The following is a 19,509-nucleotide window of genomic DNA, read 5'->3' as shown; positions in this document are numbered from 1 at the left end:
TTAGTTAAATTTTATTTTCTGAGCTGAGTTGAGCAATACACGTCAACCAAACATCAAATCTAGGGCAGCCCGCCCTTGCTTCATCTAAGGCGCCTTCTAAAGTCACTGGTCCATGGAATTTTTTATCGTACTGTGGAGCGATTGCTTTTATACGCCGAGATGGACAAGTTTCGTATCCATCGTTGACCAGCTCGGCACCGCCGCTTAGACCAACGATGCTACGGAGCTTAGCGCTGAGGCCATCGACGCCAATGACTTCCTATGCATGACCAGGTACTGCTAGCACAAGGGCTTCAAATTCGTACTGCTGAACATAAGGGGTAAAGCGGTGACGTTTATCCTCGGGCACAAGACCATTGATAGCATCCTCTAGAGCGTAAACGTCACCCGGCGGGCGTTTATGAAAACCATAAAAGTCATAAAACGTTGTTACATGATCAAACATAGCCATCAACTTGCTAAGCTCTTTATCGATGCGCTCAAGTGACACACGTCCGCGCATATCAATGGGGCTAGCAAACACTTGATTTTGGGCTAATACCGGTGCCAAAACACGTGTTACAAACTCTCGCTCAGTCGCTCCCTCAACGCTAATGCCTAGTCGAATCACGCGGGGGTACCTCCCAGCAGATTTTTCTCCCATAAATCACCCAAGCGATAGTCCTCCAGCCATGCTTCTAAGGAGTGCGTATCTAGCCGCTTAAAAGTAGAGTGATTTTCCAGGTGCTCGACAACGACGACATCGTCAGCGCTGAACTCATTGGCCAACGAAATGGATTGAGTAGAAATAATGATCTGAGTGGATTGGCTAACCAGCCGGAGCATCGAGCCTAGTAGCTGTATGGCATAGGGATGCAGGCCCAATTCAGGCTCATCCAGCAATATCAGAGAAGGTAGATTAGGTTGTAACAGTAATGTGGCCATGCAGATAAAACGCAGGGTTCCATCGGAAAGCGCATGGGCATCAAAGTAAGCATCGCTGCCTTTATGTTTCCAACGTAGCCGGATCTTGCTGTCATTGTGCCGCTCAGGCGCTAGGATGAAATCGTGAAAGAACGGCGCGACTCGCTGGATCGTGGACACGATTCGCTTATAGATCTCTGGGTTATGCGCCTGAATGTCGTAAAGAAAAGCCGCTAGATTTTCACCCTGTTCGCGTAAACGGTCATTGTCTAACAGCTCTCCCGCCTGCTTCATAGGTGCGCTGCTGCTAGTGTCATGAAAGTGATACACCTTCCAGTCAGCTATGTGCTTAGCCACATTACCTGCAATAGTCGCTCCTTGTGGGGAAGGCAAAGCTGACTCGTCAGCACCTGGCTTGGCGAGTGCTTTTTTTTGTCACCACCTGAAAAGCCAAGGCTATCAGCGAAGAATTCACAAAACTCTTCTTTAAAAACCAAGCGCCCATCCTGCGAGGGAATTAACGTTGCGCCATAGCTGTTGGGGTCAAAACGTAGATACGTAGATAGCGCGGACGTCTGCTTGCGGCCAAAGTGCAGAAGTGCATCTGCCCCCCCTGCTCTGCCACGTAAAGCTGCAGATCTTTTTGAAGCAGCTTGTTCATGAAGCGAAAAAAATTGATGAAGTTCGACTTCCCCGCACCATTTGGGCCGATCAGCACGTTCAATGGCTTAAGCGCTAACGAGGTTGACTCAATAGAGCGAAAACCATTTATCTCTAGGTACGTGAGGTAGCCAACCTTAGCCATTCACCGTGCCCTCCAACTAATTTGATGTGTAGTCATAGCCTAGAATAAGCTTCGACCTGAGCGGTGTAGATACGCTCAGTGTCCTGTCAGTCGTGGTTATATCATACGCTAGAAATAATTTTCCGGCTGCTGCCCTACAGCGGCCTCTGACTATGCTCAGGGTTTGGGCCGACCAAAAGTTTATGCCGGTACGTCCACACTCTGAGCGCTGAACCAGTTCACTGAGCTTACTGCGGGGCCCAGTGGGCGGTCTCAATGACCAAGTGCAACACCTAACCTATCAGGTAGGGTATTGCCATGACTCACTGTTATCGCCATCTTTCTGCCGAAGACCGAGCCGCCATCATGCTGATGCGGGCTAACCACTCGATTCGCGCTATCGCCCGTCAGTTAGGGCGTTCGCCCAGTACTATTTCACGAGAACTGGTGCGTCATACTGTTAGCCCTAACAGAGCGTATGACGCCAGCCTCGCTGGACATCGCGCCCGACTGACCCGCTGTCGGCCTCGCCGTAGCTTGAAGCTTCCTCTCGACGGTGAGCTGTTCGAACTGGTGGTCTACCTGCTGCGCAAGTACTGGTCACCAGAGCAAATAGCCCGCACACTAAAGCGTATGTTTCCTGATAATACTGACCGCCACGTCTCGCACGAAGCCATCTACAATGCGCTCTATCTCATGCCGCGCGGCTCGCTCAAGAAAGAGCTGATTGCCTGTTTGCGCCAGGGTAAAGGTAAACGACGCCCTCGCAGCCGTGGCAAGGATAGGCGACAACAGATTCCAGACTTGGTGAGCATCCATCTGCGGCCGCCTGAAATCGAAGATCGCCTGATGCCCGGCCACTGGGAAGGGGATCTCATCATGGGCGCTAACAATCGCTCTGCCGTTGGTACATTGGTGGAGCGCACGACGCGTTTAGTGATTCTGGCGAAAGTGGATGGCACCACGGCCACAGCGGCGGCTGTCGGCTTCAGCGACAAGCTCAATGAGGTGCCGCGCTCCCTGCGCCTGTCCATGACCTATGACCAGGGCAAAGAGATGGTGAAACATGCCGAGATCACTCAGAAGACGGGGACAGCGATCTACTTTGCCGACCCGCATAGCCCATGGCAGCGGGGTTCCAATGAGAACACCAACGGGCTGTTGAGACAGTACTTGCCAAAGGGCACGGATCTGTCGGTCTACAGCCAGGAAGAACTCGACGAGATCGCCGACTCACTCAATACACGGCCGCGCAAGACACTGGATTGGCGCTCGCCACTGGAAGTCTACGCCGAGGTGCTCAAGAAATCCGTCGCCGGCCCGAGCACTCTTCAATAGTGTTGCACTTGGAACTTGAGGCCGCCCCTTTTGATGCCAGCGTTGTAGCGAACAGTCACGATCGTAGAGGTGGATGGCGTTGCCTTGGCCATCGGCAAGCACCTGCACCTCGACGTGGCGTGGCTTTTCGAGGAACTTCTCCATGTACACCGTGCCATCGCCGAAAGCGGCATTGGCCTCATTGCGTTACGCTGATCGAGGAGAGTAACTGGGCCTCGCTGTGAACCACGCGCATGCCGCGTCCGCCCCCACCAGCTGCCGCCTTGATGATGACCGGGTAACCGATGCGCTGGCCCATGGCCAACACAGCTTCGTCATCATTCTCGGGCAGTGGACCGTCGGAGCCGGGTACGGTGGGGGCTCCCGCCTGCTTCATGGCATCAATCGCGCTGACCTTGTCGCCCATCAAACGGATGGTCTCGGCACGTGGGCCGATGAAGACGAAGCCGGATTGCTCGACCTGTTCGGCAAATTGGGCATTCTCGGATAGAAAGCCATAGCCTGGGTGGATGGCGCTGGCATCAGTAACCTCGGCGGCACTGACTCAGCGCCGGAATGTTGAGGTAGGATTGGGCCGAGGGAGCCGGGCCGATGCAGACCGCTTCGTCGGCCAGACGCACGTGCATCAGTTCACGGTCGGCCTTGGAATGTACTGCGACTGTACGAATGCCCAGTTCCTTGCAGGCTCACAGGATGCGCAGTGCGATCTCGCCGCGGTTAGCGATAAGTACCTTATCCAACATGGCGTTATCCACTTGTTTAAGAAATGATCAGCATCGGCTGGTCGAACTCGACCGGTTCCCCGTCTTCAACAAGGATTGCCTCGATTACACCATCCTGATCAGCTTCGATCTGATTCATCATCTTCATGGCCTCGACGACGCACAGCGTCTCACCCTTCTTGACTTTCTGGCCGACTTCGATGAACGGCATGTCACCCGGCGCCGAAGCCCGATAAAAGGTACCCACCATGGGCGAGGTGACGGCTTGTCCGGCCGACTCGGTTTCATCAGGCGCGGCAGTCGTCGGTGCGTCAGTCGCAGGCGGATGCGATACCTGGTGTGCGCTAGAGCTAGACATGTCCCCGTCATGTAAGGGTATCGCTTGAGCCTGAGTGCCGGTGGGGTGACGACTAACCCGTACCGACTTTTCACCTTCCTGAAGCTCAATCTCGCTGAGCTCAAAAGACTCAAGCAAATCAGCCAATGCTTTTATTTTATTGATGTCAATAAATAACTCATTATACTTAGAATTAGAGCAATTTACCTAGAGAGCGCCTGGCAGGCTTTTAAGATGGCATCGCAGCCCCGTTCAAGTACAGCCTCGCTACTAGCAAAGGAGACTCTAATAAATGGTGATTGCCCATATGCTTTGCCGCTAACCATAGCAACACCAGCAGATTCTAGAAAATAAGCCACTACATCATCATCGCTGCTGAGAATACTTCCATTTGGAGCGGAACAGCCTAGTAGGCCAGATACATCAAGATAAATGTAAAAAGCCCCATCAGGCGAATGGCATGAAATGCCATCAACGGAGGATAATCTTGCATGTACTAAATCGCGGCGATTCTGGTATTTCTCCCGCATTTGAGAAATGGGAGTCTGGTCACCGGAAAATGCAGCAACCGCCGCGGCCTGGCTAACTGAGCTCGGACAAGTTGTAGTCTGAGATATTAACTTACCAATGGCAACAATCAAATGACGAGGCCCTGCGCCAAAGCCAATACGCCATCCAGTCATGGCATAACCTTTGGATACGCCATTTAAAATGAGCGTTCTATCACGCAGGTCAGGTGCGACGTTAAGTGGTGATATATGCTCTGCAGGTGCGTACACGAAATGTTCGTAGATTTCGTCGGAAAGAATCCAAACATGTGGGTGACGGCGAAGCACATCTGCTATAGCGGTTAATTCAGAAGAGCTATAAACAGCGCCACTTGGATTATTAGGTGAATTAAGGACAACCCACTTGGTGTTAGGTGTTATCGCTTTATCCAACTGCTCAGGGGTTAGCTTAAAGCCATTATCAGGCGATGTCTCTATGAAAACAGGGGTGGCTTCGTTGAGTAGTGCTATATCAGGATAGGAAACCCAGTAAGGAGTAGGAACAATTACTTCATTACCAGGATTAAGGGTAGCGGCAAATGCATGATAAATAACATGTTTACCACCCGTTCCTACGACAACTTCCGATATATCATAGTCTAGCTGGTTATCACGAGATAGTTTCTCGACTATAGCCTGCCGCAGTGCAATAGTACCCAGCGAAGGGGTATAGTGTGTATCACCATGATACATAGCTTCTTTGGCTGCTTCGAGAATATGGGAAGGCGTATCGAGGTCGGGCTCCCCAAGCGTAAAGTTGATGATCTCGCGCCCCTGTGATTGCAGTTCTGCAACCATGGCGTTTGCAGCAATACTCGGGGAAGGCTTGATAATATCAAGCCGCTTGGCCAAGCCAGGTTTGCTATCAGACATTATCACTTTCCTCCCAGTCCGTTGGCGTCCAAAACAGCATTCAACCACTGCGGATCTCTTGTACCAGTAGCTATCTCATCCATAACCTTGCGTTCTTTCTCAGCATGAGCATGGGCCTTAGCCAACAAAGTTTCGGCGTGATCGGGAGAAAAGCTAACGACACCATCCTCGTCACCTACTATGATATCGCCAGGGTTGATGACTTGCCCACCGATACAAACAGGAACGTTGATTTCACCAGGACCATTTTTATACGGGCCACAATGGGTAATAGCCCGTGCATAAAGCGGAGTGTCTTCAAAGCTGGCTACATCACGAATCGCCCCATCTACAATAAAGCCGACACACCCCCAAGCTTCAGCCTGCAGCTTTATAAGTTCGCCAATCAAGGCATTATCAGTAGCCCCCCCACCGGCTATGACAAGCACTTGCCCAGGTTGCAACATAGTCATGGCTTTATAAACATAGAGATTATCGCCAGGGCGGCACTTAACAGTCAAAGCGGTTCCTACAAGCTTTCCGCGCTTATTGAAGCGGGTCAGGCCTCGTAGACCAACATGCCGCCCCATATTATCACTGAGATGAGGAGTCACCACCGACGCAAACGCGTCGAGAGTCTTTTGATCAGGCTGAGCTGGGGAAGGGAAAATGCGTGTTCCAGGCAAGTTCATAATAGAAGTCTCTTAGTGTCTGGCTTTAACGTATAGTATATAAAATTACTTAATATTTTTAGCGATAAAAATACATGCAAATGCATTACCTTTAGGAATACCAAGTGTTTACATAAGCGAAGGCAAAAACAGGGCAAGTTGTGGGAAAAAGAAAAGAATGAATATAAAGGCAACCATTATCATGAAAAAGGGAACCACTGCGCGAGCAATTCGCCCCAGGCTCTCTCCGGTAATGCCTTGAATGACAAAAAGGTTCATACCTATTGGCGGAGTTATCTGAGCCATCTCGACAACGATAATAATGAAGACGCCAAACCAGATTGGGTCTATGCCTGCAGCTGTAATTAAAGGAAGTGCAATTGGCAAAGACATAACTATCAAAGACATACCCTCAAGGAAACATCCCAAAACGATATAGCTAACAACCAAAAGAGCTATAAGCTGTAATGGTGAGAGTGCCAACGATTCGACAGAAGAAGAAATGGCTTGCGGAAGCCCAAGGTAGCCCATCGCAATGGAGAGAAAAGAAGCAGCAGCAATAATCAAGCCTAGCATACTTGACGTACGAGCTGTTCCGATACAGGCAGCCTTCAGGGCTTTAAGAGATAAGCTTCGCTCTACAGCCATGATGATGAGTGTCACGCCTACAGCAATAGCGGCTGCTTCAGAGGGGCTCGCATAACCGCCATACAATGACACAAGAAGAACAGACATCAGAATAAAGAAAGGAAGTAACTTCGGCAACTGGCTGAAACGCTCTTGCCATATGGAAGAAGAATTAGTTGTAGGCAGCACTGACTGGCTATCTCTTACGATTACCGAGCGGATGGCAACGAATGACATAAGCAATAAAGCCAGCAGGAACCCGGGAATCAAGCCAGCGGCAAAAAGTTTGATGACTGATGTTTGAGACAGCACACCATATATAATCATAATTATGCTAGGCGGAATCAGAAAGCCAAGAGTTCCTGCACCGGCAAGGGAACCCATTGAAATGGTACGGTCGTACCCTCTTTTATCCAGCTCTTTAATAGTAATTTTACCTACAGCACTCGTGGTTGCAGCTGAAGAACCCGAAATAAGCGCGAAGAAGGTGCAACCAATTATGTTGGTATGTAAAAGCCCCCCTGGCAAGCGTCGAACCCAAGGCTCCAAAGCATTGAAGAGATCATCAATAAATCGACTGCGCATCAAAAGCTCAGACATTAATATAAACAGAGGAAGCGCTACCAGCTCTGGCGATGAGAGCCCGTTCCAAACGAACTGGGCAAGCAGCTTGTCGACTGGAAATGACTTAAAAAGGCTTAGGCTAGTAATGCCTACTCCCATCAAAGCAAGCCCTACCCACGCTCCTGAAGCAAGTAACGCAAAAAGTATAATGACTGTGGTTATTATGGGAAGTGGCATAGATTTTTACCTTCGGTCTCATTCACCTGTGGGGACAGTGTCAATACTTAATTCTGCGGGATGGTCCAAAACCACTTTAACGAGACGCAAAATTAGCTGAAGCGAAAGCATTAACGCACCAAATGCAACTATTGCAGCAGGATAAACCAAGGGAACAGCATTAATTGTGCTGGATGTCCTGCCTGTTTCTCCATAGCCATAGGCCAAGCTAACTAATGACCATGATAAGAATAGCGATATCAAGAGTCCAATAAATGTTGCGACACCCTCGAAGATTCGGGGATTAATGCTCTTAAGCAACGTTACTTGTATGTGCCCCCCCGTCCGTAAGGTGTATGCAGCAGCTAAAAATACTGCACAGATATGCATGTACGCAGCATATTCCCAGACGAAAGGCAAACTATACCCTACAGTATTCCTTATTATTATTTCCAATAGCTGCAGCAATGCTATACACAAAATAGTAAATCCGCTCAAGTAGGCAAGCACAAGAGCAAGGAAGTCAGTATATTTAAAAATTAAACGCCACATTGACCTCTCCTAGCTAAAGTATAAAGGAGGGCGCAGCCCTCCTTTAGCTTACTGCTGGGCGTTAAAACGCTCAATAACTTTAGATGCATTCTGACCCATTTCTTCTAAAGCGGCCTCACGTAAAGGAGCAGCACGTTCTTTCAAATTATTTCGAAGTTCTTCGCTAATATCTTGGTTTTTGATGCCATTCTCTGCTAGCGTTTTCATCATTTTTTCGTCCACCTGCTTGGCAGACTCCCAGAACTCCGGCTCTAGTCGGTTAGCCACCTCAAGTATGGCGCTTTGTTCCTTATCACTAAGTTCAGACCAATAATCGAGGTTGACACTAACTACGTTGGTGTTCCAAGTCTGGCGTGTTGGATATCCATAGTTAACAAATTCCCAGAAGGAACCATCCACAGCGGAGGGTGATGAGGTTGCTACAGCATCGATAACACCAGCAGCTAGCGAAGGTACGACTTCACCCCATGGCAACTGGACAGGAGTCATACCGGCAGCCTCAAAGATTTCGGTAGAAGACCTGTCATAGGTTCGAATCTTAACGCCTTCCATGTCCTCTATCGTATTTATCTCATTGGTTGCATATATTTGCTGCTGTGGCCATGGAATAGTGAAAAGGATTTTCTGGTTATTTTCAGCAAAGATCTCATCAAGCAGGGGACGATAAGCCTTACTAAACTCTCGCAGCTCATCGAAGCTGTCTATCAAATAGGGCAGTGACTCAAGCCCCAAGAGCGGGTTTGACCCCGTCTGCTGATTCAGCAACATGTCCCCAATGGGAATAAGCCCATCACGAACTGCAGAAAACATTTCGGGACCTTTGAAGCCAAGTGATCCACCCGGATGAAGGGTAATACTGACTTCGTTATCAGTAGCTTCGCTTACTTCATCTGCGAATTGACTTACATTTTCAACAATATAGTTGTCAGCAGGCCAAGCAAGCGGAAGATCCCAAGAGGTTGCAGCCATAACCTGACTAGAAGCAGCGAAAGCTAGAGCCAGAGCAGTTGCAGAGGCGAAATAACCGGTACCTTTTAACATATTGGTATCCTTTAACTGGGTTGATTGTCGTTGTCACAGCATAATGCTGCATTTCCATAAATATGAATAACAGGCCTGAAAAACAAAGAAAAGAGATATTTATAGATGCATTTTAATTCCTTTGCGGAATGATTAAGATGCGTCACAATGAAGAGCTGCCCTAGCCCGGATTTCTCATAGCACCTCAGCAAGTACCGCCCCCAGGCCGCCATGCTATTAAAAACCTATTGGCACATCTTAAATTGCATACTTTTTAACCGCTTTCCGTCGTTCAGACACATGCCCCCTTTCCCCCATTGCGTCGGGCCAGGGGCGCCCGCGCATTCAGTTCGGCACCAACCGCCTAACGAGATCGGATAGTTCCGTTTTATAGGGGTAGCTGTCACTCATCAACACCCGGATGCGGCGCGTATTGCGGATGACGCGCCCACCTTGATGAGCTTTAGCCGTAGGTTGCTCGGGCTCATGTGCGCGAACGGCGTCTTCTTCAGGTAAGTGCGTAAGCGCTCGAACAGCGTATAGGCGAAGCCCGATAAGATCAGCCGCCACTGATTAGCCCACCAGTGCGTGCTGGAGGTTCGGTCAGCAAACAGGCTCAGTTGTTGATCCTTGATTCGTAAGCGATCCACTAACCTTGCAATTACCCACAAGTCATCAGCTACATAAGCATACCGTTGATAAAGTAAAGCCCGATGTGTTTTTTGGCTTCTCAGTTCGTTCGATATGATAAGAGGTATCAATATGGGACAACACTGGGTGAACGAGGAAATGACTGGCTGCGACTTGGGGGACGCGCGACTGAATCAAAGGTTGGCTGTCATGCTGGAAGCACTCGGTGATCGGCCAGACAAATCACTACCCACCGCATTCCAGGACTGGGCCAATACCAAGGCCGCCTATCGCTTCTTCGCGAATGAGAATGTCAGCGAGGACAAGATTTTGGAGGGACATTTTGCCGCCTCTGCTTTGCGCATCCAAGCCACCGATGGCCCCATATTGATCCTGCAGGATACAACCGAATTTTCCTTCAAGCGCTCGTCACCTGAGAAGATTGGTTTCATCAATGAATCAACCGGGCGCAAGATGAAAGAAGGACGGCACCTTAAACATACCGTCTGCGGGCTTTTAATGCACGCTAGTCTGGCTATCACAACGGAAGGGCTGCCCTTGGGCCTGACAGCTGCCAAATTCTGGACGCGGAATAAATTCAAAGGCACAGAAGCTCTCAAGCGCAAAGTTAATCCGACCCGCGTACCCATCGAGCAGAAAGAAAGCATGCGTTGGCTCGACAACCTGCAGCGTTCTACTGAGCTTGCAGGTTCACCTGAACGGTGCGTGCATATCGGTGATCGCGAGAGTGACATTTTTGAACTCTTTTGTCTGGCTCAAGATCTTGGCACTTACTTTTTGATCCGCAGTTGCGTTGATCGTCTCGCCGAGGAGGGAGGCACTACGATTTCTCAAGTGATGGCCGAGACTCAGGTCAGTGGAACACACGATATTCACTTTCGTGACAAGCGAGGCAATCAACAGCAGGCGACCCTATCGGTCAAGCATGCAAAGATGACAGTTTGTCCACCGATTGGAAAACAGAAAAAATACCCAAAACAGAAGCTTGGTATTATTTTTGCAGAAGAGAAAAACCCGCCCGAAGGGCGTTCCCTATAATCTGGAAGTTGGCCACTAACCTTCCCGTTGCCACTCACGCCGACGCAGTGCAAAAGCTTATTTGGTATTCACGGCGTTGGAATATCGAGACATTCTTCAAGACGCTGAAAACGGGTTGCCGCATTGAGGATATACGTCTCGCTACCGCAGATCGACTTGCCAACTGCATTGCGCTCTGCTGTGTCGTGTCCTGGCGAATATCATGGTTGACTATACTGCGGCGCCAATCCTCAACGACCTCTCCTGCAGCTGTTTTTACTGATATTGAAAGAGCTCTTCTCGACCGATCAATGCCGTCAAACAGACAAGGCACACGACGCGATACAGCTTTTTATATGACCGCTGTCGCTCGCCTGGGTGGTTATCTGGATCGCTCAAGTGATCCTCTCCCAGGATCCACCGTTCTATGGCGAGGCTTCATCCGCTTAGCAGATCTCGTTGCTGGATTCCAAGCTGCCAATCCAGATGCATCATCGACTTGTGGGTAATTGCAAGTCCACTAACTACATCTAGGCAGTCATTCTTCAGATGGGTAAGGTTTCTTTCCACTGCCAGGGCAGCAGCGTGCTGAGTTCATCATCGTTGAGGGTCGGCAGGGTCTCGAAGACGTACTGCAAGTAGTCGTAAGGCGACAGGCCATTGGCTTTGGCGGTTTCGATCAGGCTATAGATCGCCGCGCTGGCGTGAGCGCCGCTCGGGGTGTGGCTGAACAGCCAGTTTTTACGCCCCACCACGAACGGGCGGATAGCGTTCTCCGCCGGATTGTTGTCCAGTGGGAGCAGGCCATCGTCCAGGAACCGGGTCAGCCGGGGCCACTGGTTATCCAGGTAGTGCAAGGTTTTACCCAGCGCGCGAGCGCCTCGGCCGGAAGCCGTACGAGACGTCCAGAAAGTCGTGCTCGTAGAGCGGCTCCAGCAGAGCCACCACAGCGCGTTGCAGGACCTTGTCTGCGAAGGTGGGGATGCCGATCGGCCGTGTGGTGCGCCCATCCCCTTTGGGAAAATGTTGGCCTCGAAGTCGCGCACGAAGTCGTCCGCCGTCTGGCCATCAATCCCGACGGCACCATCGCGGCGCGTCATCAGGTAGGCCGTCTTCAGCCACTGGGCGTCAATGTTGTGCGCCAGTGACGTGAAGGCACGTTGCGGGAAGCGCTCTGCCAGCGCTGCTATCCGCACTTGTTTCGTTGACATGACTTCAGGTTCCTGTGCACCTGTCATGTTGCCCTCGTGCAGTTCAGATGATTGGCCGCCCCTTCCCTCCAGCGGGTCCCGTCGAGTAGGTTCCCCGCCTTCCTCGGTACTATGAGCGACTCCGACTCCCGCCCCTCCATCCGACCGGCTTCTTGTCGTCGCCTGGCCGTACCTCTCGAGTGCCTGTGGTTCGCTTCCGGTACCACCAAGCACGACAGCACCGGACCGGGAGCTTTCGCCGCAGGCAGCCCCGTGCCTGTACCCTTGCCCTTCGGGGGAGAAGGACGGGCCTCCCAGGTTCCTGGGAAACCCCTGTGTTAACATGCCCTGCTCTCCGACCCCGGCAGCCCTCCTTGCGAAGCCATACCGCAAGATTGTGTAGCCTTCCAGCTTTTCAACACTGTCGGCAGCTGCCACAAATCAGATTTCGGGGCTCAATCACACGGCCTGTTCACTTGCTGTCTACGCTTCGCAGTGGCAATTACTCGACACCACGCAAGACTCGCTACCGGCTGGTGGCTAACCTTGGCCGGGTGGGACTTTCACCCACTAGTTTCAATTCACCCTTTCAACCTCTTCGGTATCCTGGATGACCAGGCTTTACCTGGCACACCGAAAAACCTGACTCATCAAACCTGACTCATCAAAGTAGTACAGCTCGTGTTCGCCTCGATCTTCACGCGCGTGAAGTGCCTTCAAGAGGCCTTGGGTGTTGCGAAAATCCTTTCCGTCACGCTGGCTCTTTAGTAAGTGCCGGATACGCTTGAAACTATAGCGATTTTTTTCAACACCCGATGGAGGGTCACCCTGCTGATCGTCTTGCCCGTCTCTTCTTGCAGGCGAGCCTGTAAAGTTCGAACCTGGTGAGAATGCTCGGCCACGAGCTCCTGCAATCGCTCGTGGTCATGCTCATCCAGGATCGGCGTCCGGCCACAGCGCGGCTTGTCGATGAGCCCGTCGAGGCCTGACGCTTCCCAGTGGTTGAGCCATCTTGAGACGGTATCGCGATTGACCTGAAGGATCTCACTGATTTGATTGACCGTATGCCCTTGATGAAACAACAGAATGGCATGGGCACGGCGGCGTAAGGTTCGTTTATCCGCCTGGTGATAGGCGTAGGTCAACGCCTGCTGCTAAGTGCTGTGAGAGGGGTAACGATGCGCCTTGTCGTGGGTCTATCCGTGTCAAAGATCTTAATACGGATAATACGTTAAAACTTATGATTAGGCACTTAGCGCTCGAAATAGCTCAATGCTAGCTATTCTCTTTTATATCAAAAATGGAAATTACTTTGCTATAATTAATGCAAGCATAGCAAGCGCTTATAACAATGTTAAGAATAAATTGCTTAATTACAGAGCCACTATGGCCTAGCTTAGCGACCTTGGACGGAGGATAGGGGGTATTCAACTCCTTCCAGTGGACGTAGGGTTGTGAAACGAAAAAGGTGCAACCCAGGAAAAAAGCACTCATCAAACCTATAAGTCAGTCAAGCTGCGCAGCTGATTTTTACAGGCGGAAGTAACAGTTTGACTGCCACATTAACATGTCCATTAACAAACGATTAATAACTTTGAAAAATCGCAGCAGGCCTGAGCATAGTCCGCAACATCTTGGTATAATTGAGAGTTACGGTCCGAACGATATATCACTGCATAACGAACCTGAGGTAACTTAGGAACTGTTTCTATAATGTTTAGCTGGCCGCTCTCTATTAAAGGACGAAAAGCTTTGTAAGGCAGATAGCTTACGCCTATGCCAGATAAAGTCAGTCCGATCTGCGCAACCAAATTATTGCTTGTTAAACTTTTAGATGTTTTAATATTATGCTGAGTAAGCCATCTATCATAGATGAGACCAGTCCCAGAGTTAGCTCCTTGTGCTAAAACATTTAATTGCGACAGTTCTTGCAGTTTTATCGGCTTGTCTATGCTAAAATAGCCCGGCTTACACATCCAGGCATTTTCGACTGATTTCAAAGGAACAACATTGTAACGCACATCCTCCATTACATCAGGAACTATGACCAAATCAAGAGAGTCGTCATTTAGCTTCGAGAATAGAGTAGAACTAAGCTCCACTTGTGGTTCAAGCATGACACGTGGATAGTTATCTTCAATCATTTTAACTAAACTGGGAAGCCACGTTAAGGCTGTTAGCTCTGTCACTCCAATCCTAAACCGCTTATAAAGAACGTCCTTGCTGCACATTCTTTCAAGGATCTCCTCTCGTCTATCCAGAAGACCCTTTGACATCATCAAAAGTTCATTTCCCTTGTCGGTAAGCTTGGAATTTCTTCCAGTCCTGTCAAAAAGCTCTATATTGCAAGCAGTCTCAAGCTCGCTAATACGTTTAGATATTGCTGACTGGGTTGTGTTAAGTTTGTCAGCCGCAGCTGAGAAATTCCCCAGCTCTGATATCCAATATAAAGTTTCAATCTGCTTAAAGGTTATCATCTTGCTTCGCACCTAAACATGTAAGTGTTCATTCACTAATCAAAGAGAGTGGCTTAATTTTCCAGCCATTTTTCTCCAAAGTCATTTTGACTTGCTTAGCTATATTTAAAGACTCAGGGTTATCACCATGTACACATATGCTATCAATGCTGACTTTCAGTTTTTTGCCATTTATAGTCTCAATTTGTCCTTCTTCTACCATTTGGAGAACACGCTTAGCGGCATAATCTGTATCATGGATAACAGCACCTTTCTCTCTACGGGGTAGAAGATATCCGTTATCCCCGTATGCCCTATCTGCAAACACTTCCCTCGCAATATTCAAGCCTGCCTTTTCAGCTACTTTTTCAGTTACTGAGAAAGGGGGAATCACGAAGAGTAAATTCTTATCTACTTCTTTAACACAATCCACTATCGCCCTAGAAAGAATTTCATCATTAGCAGCCATATTTGCTAGAGCCCCATGTACCTTAAAATGGCTTACCTTAGCGCCGTGCATCGAGGCTATGGCTTTTATCGCGCCAACTTGATAAGCCAACATTGACTTTATTTCTTGTTCATTAAAGTCTACAAAGCGCCTTCTGCCAAAACCATGTATATCAGGGAATCCGGGGTGAGCACCAATATCAACGTTCTGTGCTTTCGCCAGTTCAATAGTTCTACTCATAATTATTGGGTCTCCCGCATGAAACCCACAAGCGATGTTAGCAGAGCTTACTATCTGCAGTAAGGCTGAATCGTCACCGATTGTATAATGGCCATACCCTTCACCCATGTCTGCATTTATATCAACATGTTTCATTATTCGACTCCACAATTATATTACAAATATTGTCATCAAAACCTAATAAATCTTCATCTTCAACCATCCAGCTCTCGAAGATTCCGCTCTGGCATGCTCTTACCGGTAACAAAATATGTTTAATCCTAAGATATCCAACAATATCCTTTGCTCTGACTAAATCTCCTTTTTTTAATCTAGATGTTTGGTAGCCGGGATGCTCGCCAACCCATAGCCCAACTGCTGGCGAAGTAACAACTTTTAGGTTGATTCCTTTAGGCTCAGCAGTAGGGGCCAAGGAAACTGGGCTTTTATTACCATTCATTGACTTTAAAATCTTTAATGAATATTTATTACTATTCTTTATCAGCAATGAGCTGAGATTTTTTCGTGAGACTAAGTTGCAAAGTTCTTCAATACTCTTAATATCCAACATCTTGTGCCTCCAGGAGTCGCGCTATTTCAAGCAAGTATAACTCTTGGCCTTTTTTGATGTTTATTGCTTCGTCATAAGCTATGCACACTAGGCATATTTTTTGACCTGGACGAGCCTGAGCAATGAATCTTAAGTCTTCTTCAATTATGCATCCAAGGCGTGGATACCCTCCTGAAACCTGAGCATCTTGCTGGAGAATGATAGGTTTACCACTCGGAGGAAGCTGTACCAATCCGGGCAGTAGGCCGTGCGATAGCATTTCTATCGGTGTCTCAAAATTTATACTGTTGCCCTCTAGTAGGCATCCAACTCGGTTGCTTTGTCTTGAAATTATCCATTCAGTACTAAAAAGATTCTTTTGTTGCTCCTCATCCAAATACGCCAACTCTAGCCCCGCAATCATTCTCAACTTTATAACTTCTTCTTTTGGATAGAGATACGGAGGAATTATACCTAATGAGTGCATCTCTTTATTTTCATTTTTTAGGCCCTGCAGCCTGTCTTTTGGCTGCAGCATTCTGCCTTGAAACCCACCAAATTTACCTTTCAGATCAGTGCTACGTGATTCCATTATAGGCTCAACGTCTAATCCAGCTCTAACACAGAGATAGCTAATAGTACCTCCGCGTGCTGGGCCTATTGTAAGTTGCTCCCCTGCCTGAACTTTAAATCGTGTCCAAGCTGGCCATAGTTCCTTGCTGCCATCATTAAATTCCAAGCATGCATCTGCTCCAGTAACAGATATATCGTAGCTATCTTCGAATCTGACTATCAGAGGATGTACGAGTATTTCTATAGCTGCTTCATTACCCGTATTTCCGACCAATAAGTTTCCAAGCCGAAGCGCAAGCTGATCGAGCGCCCCTGATTTACCTACTCCGTATCTGCTATATCCCTCCCTACCATGATCTTGAATAGTAGTCTGAGGGCCGCATTTCACTATTTCAATCACCCCAGCACCTCTTTTATTTCGAACTCTACCCAGTCACCAGCTTCTAGTAATGCTGGGGGTTCTTTATCAATAGAAAATAGCTCCGCTTCGGTGGTGCCGATCAATCTCCAGCCGCTAGCTAAGCTTGAGCCAATAATACCTGTCTGGCTTCCCCCAATAGCGACACTTCCAGCTTCAACATGAGGGCGGGGTTTTTCTAAGCGGGATGCCCAGATCGCTTTTGGCAACCCACCTAAATAGCCAAATCCCGGATGAGCACCAATACAAAATACCATGTATCGAATAGAGGCATGCTTGTAGACGAATTCATCTACTGTCAAGCCACAATAGGCGGCCGTTTCGGTAAGGTCTGGGCCTCCTACCCCACCATAACTCACTTGGAATCTGTGTAGCTTCCCCTGAGGTGCGGCCAAATGACTCTTACTTGTTGTTAGTTTTTCGATTAATGATATGTTCTGATCAATCCTTTGCGGATCATTAAAGCGGATTAATAGATTATTTACACCGGGAACTGTTTCTCTCACGCCTGTCCATTCGTGTATTATATGATCCAAGCCCCATACTAATTTCTGCATTTCCATATTAGGTTCGGTCGACAAACCTACTTCAATTATTATTGCATCTAAGCTTAGTCGCCTTATTCTTATTGCATCCTTATTTTCTAAAATCATAAAGTTTTCCTTTTCTAGGCTCCATCACATTAAAATGTGAGATAGCATATTATTACGATACTTTCTCTTCTTCGATGCGCGGCAAGCTAGGCTAAGTATATTTTACTTTTCCCTAGCCTGTACCGCTCCGCAGCCCGAGCACAATGCTTTAGTATTTATCTGCGGTGAGTGCCATCTAGTTATTCGTGTGAAATATATCTGCTTTCTAATAATTGCTTGCGTTCTCTTGATCTTACTAGCTTGTCACCATCCATACAGTGATATATATGCATCAATACATATCGCTTTTAGGAATTATAATTATCCTAGCACCTCCCTGTAGTTAGGCCACTGCTAAGCCTACCTTCAGACTTACCTGTCTTGACTTTCAATGAGCATGGAGCAGGCCTAAGCACTATCTGTTCCCTTTCTGTCATACCGTGGCCTGCCGGATACTCGTCGTATCCTGACACGCTCTCGGTATCAGCGTAACCGGACTTATAGCAACCTTGACCGGCCAATTGATGACGGTAACACTTGCGTGGTCATCTCATATTTCCTGACAAGCGGATCTTCTCCTTGCCTGAAACGAGACATCTCGAATCGCGCATGCTCGCCAAGCGATAGCAGGAAGCTCAGGGGGGGTGAATCCCGGTCCCAAGCTAAGTTGTTTCCTGAACTCCTGGATGATTTCGTCTCTGAAAACAATCCGGTTCGGGCCATTGAGGCTTTCGTGGACGCCTTCGACCTCAAACAGCTGGGTTTCAAAGGTGTTGATCCCCATGCAACGGGGCGGCCCGCCTATCATCCCGCTGTATTTCTAAAAATCTATCTGTACGGTTACCTCAACCGCGTGCAACCCAGCCGCCGTTTGGAACGTGAGGCGCAGCGGAATATTGAGCTCATGTGGCTAACGGAGCGCCTCACACTCCTCCGTTGTCACAGAAGTGCAGACGTCAGGGTTGAAGGAAAAGATCGCCTCCCTAACAGAAGAAGTTCAACAACTGCAATCCATTGAAATTCAAAGAACCGAGGCACCTGAACAGCAAGTTTCGTTGACAGACCCTGACGCTCGTTCCATGAACGCGCGAGGAACGGGAATGGTGGGCTACAACGTTCAGACGGCTGTCGATAGCCAGCATCATCTGATTGTCGCCCATGAAGTCACTAATGTCGGCAGTGACCGGCGTCAGCTTTACCAGATGGCCAAGCAAGCACGCGATGCTAGCGGCGTCAGTGATCTCCACGTCGTCGCTGATCGCGGTTATTTTACAGGTAATGAAATACTTGCCTGTTATGAGGCCGGTATTACGACGTATCTCCCTAAGCCTAAAACCTCGCCAAACCAGGCCAAAGGTATGTTTCCCAGGGAAGCGTTCCGGTATGTGCCTGAACGTAATGAATATCGCTGTCCCGCGAGAGAGCGACTGGTTTGGCGCTTCAAGAACGTCGAAAAAGGCCAGACGCTACATTGCTATTGGAGTTCGGCCTGTCCGAGTTGCTTAATGAAGTCGCAGTGCACCACGGGTATCAATCGGCGCATCAAACGCTGGGAACACGAAGAGATTCTGGAGGCGGTAACAGCACGCCTTGATCAGGCGCCGGATATAATGCGCATCCGTCGTCAAACGGTTGAGCATCCCTTTGGCACGTTAAAAGCGTGGATGGGAGCGACGCACTTCCTGACTAAGAGCCTTAAGAACGTCAGCACGGAAATGAGTCTTCATATCCTTGCCTACAACATGAAACGCGTCATGAATATCCTTGGCACCAAGGGTTTGATCCAGGCGATGAGGGCATAGGGCCTTGATCCTGACCTAGTTCTGCCATACCTGTAGTAGCCAATAGCGCTTTTTAGTGAGTTCTGCCTAGGCTTTTTCTCAACTAACTCAGATATTGGCAGAATGAATGAACGCGCTCTGAACTGCCTTGCTGGCCCGTTAGTGGTGCCAAAACGGCTAAGCACTGTAATCGCCAACTGATTTTGGGTTTTCACACAGCCTCGGTCGTTACCAGCCAGTGGCTACCATTCATAATTCTTAAGAAGACAGTATCTGAATGAAGAGAGGCTGTCACCTCCTCCTCACGAGCGTGCATCGGTCAAGCTTTTGATGGAATTGAGCCTTGGAGGCGAGTATCAAAAAACGACTAACGAAGAGAGAGCGTCCAGAGAGGCTTTTTTCTATTCAGTGAAAGCCAAAACCAAAGTATGGGCTGGGGT

The 19,509-nt window shown here is 48.8% G+C and carries 16 protein-coding genes and 6 pseudogenes; 4 read left to right on the top strand and 18 right to left on the bottom strand.

All coding sequences use genetic code 11. From position 1 onward, the window contains the following. Positions 1 to 4: 4 nt before the first annotated feature. The 3 genes and pseudogenes from Q3Y66_RS20940 to Q3Y66_RS06035 all read right to left on the bottom strand — a co-directional run bounded on the left by Q3Y66_RS20940 (position 5) and on the right by Q3Y66_RS06035 (position 1,708). Positions 5 to 610: pseudogene (locus Q3Y66_RS20940) on the bottom strand (DUF4276 family protein). Continuing rightward, a complete protein-coding gene (locus Q3Y66_RS06040) occupies positions 607 to 1,260 on the bottom strand; it encodes an AAA family ATPase (RefSeq protein ID WP_202945536.1) in 654 nt (217 codons plus the stop codon). Before Q3Y66_RS06040 ends, Q3Y66_RS20940 begins: the two are co-directional and overlap by 4 nt. 160 nt (positions 1,261 to 1,420) lie before the next feature. After that, positions 1,421 to 1,708: an AAA family ATPase gene (locus Q3Y66_RS06035; RefSeq protein WP_202945537.1), complete on the bottom strand. Its 288-nt coding sequence runs from the start codon at positions 1,706 to 1,708 to the stop codon at positions 1,421 to 1,423. 345 nt (positions 1,709 to 2,053) lie between these two features. On the opposite strand from Q3Y66_RS06035, the gene Q3Y66_RS06030 reads away from it, so the two are divergent. Then, complete coding sequence (locus Q3Y66_RS06030; protein ID WP_303319548.1) at positions 2,054 to 3,025, top strand: IS30 family transposase; 972 nt, start codon at positions 2,054 to 2,056, stop codon at positions 3,023 to 3,025. A 27-nt stretch (positions 3,026 to 3,052) separates the two neighbouring features. On the opposite strand, the pseudogene Q3Y66_RS06025 reads toward Q3Y66_RS06030, so the two are convergent. From Q3Y66_RS06025 to Q3Y66_RS05990, 8 genes and pseudogenes are all read right to left on the bottom strand, one after another. Continuing rightward, positions 3,053 to 3,768 (bottom strand): annotated as a pseudogene (locus Q3Y66_RS06025) (biotin carboxylase N-terminal domain-containing protein); the annotation flags it as partial. Between the two features lie 16 nt (positions 3,769 to 3,784). Continuing rightward, positions 3,785 to 4,255, bottom strand: coding sequence for an acetyl-CoA carboxylase biotin carboxyl carrier protein (accB, locus tag Q3Y66_RS06020; RefSeq protein WP_035587086.1), 471 nt, complete (start codon positions 4,253 to 4,255; stop codon positions 3,785 to 3,787). 32 nt (positions 4,256 to 4,287) lie between these two features. Next, positions 4,288 to 5,505 carry a pyridoxal phosphate-dependent aminotransferase gene (locus Q3Y66_RS06015; RefSeq protein ID WP_008958709.1) on the bottom strand — a complete coding sequence of 406 codons (1,218 nt, stop codon included), beginning with the start codon at positions 5,503 to 5,505 and terminating at the stop codon, positions 4,288 to 4,290. A gap of 2 nt (positions 5,506 to 5,507) precedes the next feature. Then, positions 5,508 to 6,176: an RraA family protein gene (locus Q3Y66_RS06010; RefSeq protein ID WP_008958708.1), complete on the bottom strand. Its 669-nt coding sequence runs from the start codon at positions 6,174 to 6,176 to the stop codon at positions 5,508 to 5,510. A 108-nt stretch (positions 6,177 to 6,284) separates the two neighbouring features. Beyond that, positions 6,285 to 7,583 carry a TRAP transporter large permease gene (locus Q3Y66_RS06005; RefSeq protein ID WP_008958707.1) on the bottom strand — a complete coding sequence of 433 codons (1,299 nt, stop codon included), beginning with the start codon at positions 7,581 to 7,583 and terminating at the stop codon, positions 6,285 to 6,287. 18 nt (positions 7,584 to 7,601) lie between these two features. Then, positions 7,602 to 8,114 (bottom strand): TRAP transporter small permease, encoded by a 513-nt coding sequence (locus Q3Y66_RS06000; protein WP_008958706.1) that lies wholly within the window; start codon positions 8,112 to 8,114, stop codon positions 7,602 to 7,604. A 48-nt stretch (positions 8,115 to 8,162) separates the two neighbouring features. Next, the gene (locus tag Q3Y66_RS05995; protein WP_008958705.1) at positions 8,163 to 9,155 is read right to left on the bottom strand and encodes a TRAP transporter substrate-binding protein; all 993 of its coding nucleotides are present in this window, start codon (positions 9,153 to 9,155) and stop codon (positions 8,163 to 8,165) included. A gap of 324 nt (positions 9,156 to 9,479) precedes the next feature. Then, positions 9,480 to 9,772: pseudogene (locus tag Q3Y66_RS05990) on the bottom strand (transposase); the annotation flags it as partial. A gap of 106 nt (positions 9,773 to 9,878) precedes the next feature. Between Q3Y66_RS05990 and Q3Y66_RS05985 the strand changes: the two are divergent. Continuing rightward, positions 9,879 to 10,823: a transposase DNA-binding-containing protein gene (locus Q3Y66_RS05985; RefSeq protein ID WP_368411722.1), complete on the top strand. Its 945-nt coding sequence runs from the start codon at positions 9,879 to 9,881 to the stop codon at positions 10,821 to 10,823. Further along, on the top strand, positions 10,727 to 11,311 hold the full coding sequence (locus Q3Y66_RS20935) for a transposase (RefSeq protein WP_368411716.1): 585 nt from the start codon (positions 10,727 to 10,729) through the stop codon (positions 11,309 to 11,311). The genes Q3Y66_RS05985 and Q3Y66_RS20935 overlap by 97 nt, the downstream gene beginning before the upstream one ends. Positions 11,312 to 11,347: 36 nt before the next feature. On the opposite strand, the pseudogene Q3Y66_RS05980 reads toward Q3Y66_RS20935, so the two are convergent. The 7 genes and pseudogenes from Q3Y66_RS05980 to pxpB form a co-directional block, all read right to left on the bottom strand. Further along, positions 11,348 to 11,674: pseudogene (locus Q3Y66_RS05980) on the bottom strand (transposase); the annotation flags it as partial. 972 nt (positions 11,675 to 12,646) lie between these two features. Beyond that, a pseudogene (locus tag Q3Y66_RS05975) lies at positions 12,647 to 13,205 on the bottom strand (IS630 family transposase); the annotation flags it as partial. Between the two features lie 361 nt (positions 13,206 to 13,566). Continuing rightward, positions 13,567 to 14,469, bottom strand: coding sequence for a LysR family transcriptional regulator (locus Q3Y66_RS05970; protein WP_008958521.1), 903 nt, complete (start codon positions 14,467 to 14,469; stop codon positions 13,567 to 13,569). Positions 14,470 to 14,497: 28 nt separating this feature from the next. Then, on the bottom strand, positions 14,498 to 15,271 hold the full coding sequence (locus Q3Y66_RS05965) for a LamB/YcsF family protein (protein ID WP_008958520.1): 774 nt from the start codon (positions 15,269 to 15,271) through the stop codon (positions 14,498 to 14,500). Next, positions 15,258 to 15,686, bottom strand: coding sequence for a hypothetical protein (locus Q3Y66_RS05960; protein WP_008958519.1), 429 nt, complete (start codon positions 15,684 to 15,686; stop codon positions 15,258 to 15,260). Before Q3Y66_RS05960 ends, Q3Y66_RS05965 begins: the two co-directional genes overlap by 14 nt. Beyond that, complete coding sequence (locus Q3Y66_RS05955) at positions 15,673 to 16,638, bottom strand: biotin-dependent carboxyltransferase family protein (RefSeq protein ID WP_008958518.1); 966 nt, start codon at positions 16,636 to 16,638, stop codon at positions 15,673 to 15,675. Before Q3Y66_RS05955 ends, Q3Y66_RS05960 begins: the two co-directional genes overlap by 14 nt. Beyond that, entirely contained in the window at positions 16,635 to 17,309 is a 675-nt protein-coding gene (gene pxpB / locus Q3Y66_RS05950; protein ID WP_008958517.1) for a 5-oxoprolinase subunit PxpB, read from the bottom strand. Before pxpB ends, Q3Y66_RS05955 begins: the two co-directional genes overlap by 4 nt. 646 nt (positions 17,310 to 17,955) lie before the next feature. Between pxpB and Q3Y66_RS05945 the strand changes: the two are divergent. Next, positions 17,956 to 19,090, top strand: a pseudogene (locus Q3Y66_RS05945) (transposase). Positions 19,091 to 19,509: the final 419 nt, after the last annotated feature.

This window comes from Halomonas sp. HAL1 (assembly GCF_030544485.1).
GTDB lineage: Bacteria > Pseudomonadota > Gammaproteobacteria > Pseudomonadales > Halomonadaceae > Vreelandella > Vreelandella arctica.
This window is presented reverse-complemented; position numbering and strand designations above follow the sequence as displayed.

What these genes read in the sequence shown, in the direction of transcription:
- Q3Y66_RS06035 (WP_202945537.1), bottom strand. Translation starts at nt 1,708, where the DNA reads ATGGCTAAGGTTGGCTACCTCACGTACCTAGAGATAAATGGTTTTCGC.
- Q3Y66_RS06030 (WP_303319548.1), top strand. Translation starts at nt 2,054, where the DNA reads ATGCTGATGCGGGCTAACCACTCGATTCGCGCTATCGCCCGTCAGTTA.
- Q3Y66_RS06015 (WP_008958709.1), bottom strand. Translation starts at nt 5,505, where the DNA reads ATGTCTGATAGCAAACCTGGCTTGGCCAAGCGGCTTGATATTATCAAG.
- Q3Y66_RS06010 (WP_008958708.1), bottom strand. Translation starts at nt 6,176, where the DNA reads ATGAACTTGCCTGGAACACGCATTTTCCCTTCCCCAGCTCAGCCTGAT.
- Q3Y66_RS06005 (WP_008958707.1), bottom strand. Translation starts at nt 7,583, where the DNA reads ATGCCACTTCCCATAATAACCACAGTCATTATACTTTTTGCGTTACTT.
- Q3Y66_RS06000 (WP_008958706.1), bottom strand. Translation starts at nt 8,114, where the DNA reads ATGTGGCGTTTAATTTTTAAATATACTGACTTCCTTGCTCTTGTGCTT.
- Q3Y66_RS05995 (WP_008958705.1), bottom strand. Translation starts at nt 9,155, where the DNA reads ATGTTAAAAGGTACCGGTTATTTCGCCTCTGCAACTGCTCTGGCTCTA.
- Q3Y66_RS05985 (WP_368411722.1), top strand. Translation starts at nt 9,879, where the DNA reads ATGATAAGAGGTATCAATATGGGACAACACTGGGTGAACGAGGAAATG.
- Q3Y66_RS05970 (WP_008958521.1), bottom strand. Translation starts at nt 14,469, where the DNA reads ATGATAACCTTTAAGCAGATTGAAACTTTATATTGGATATCAGAGCTG.
- Q3Y66_RS05965 (WP_008958520.1), bottom strand. Translation starts at nt 15,271, where the DNA reads ATGAAACATGTTGATATAAATGCAGACATGGGTGAAGGGTATGGCCAT.
- Q3Y66_RS05960 (WP_008958519.1), bottom strand. Translation starts at nt 15,686, where the DNA reads ATGTTGGATATTAAGAGTATTGAAGAACTTTGCAACTTAGTCTCACGA.
- pxpB (WP_008958517.1), bottom strand. Translation starts at nt 17,309, where the DNA reads ATGATTTTAGAAAATAAGGATGCAATAAGAATAAGGCGACTAAGCTTA.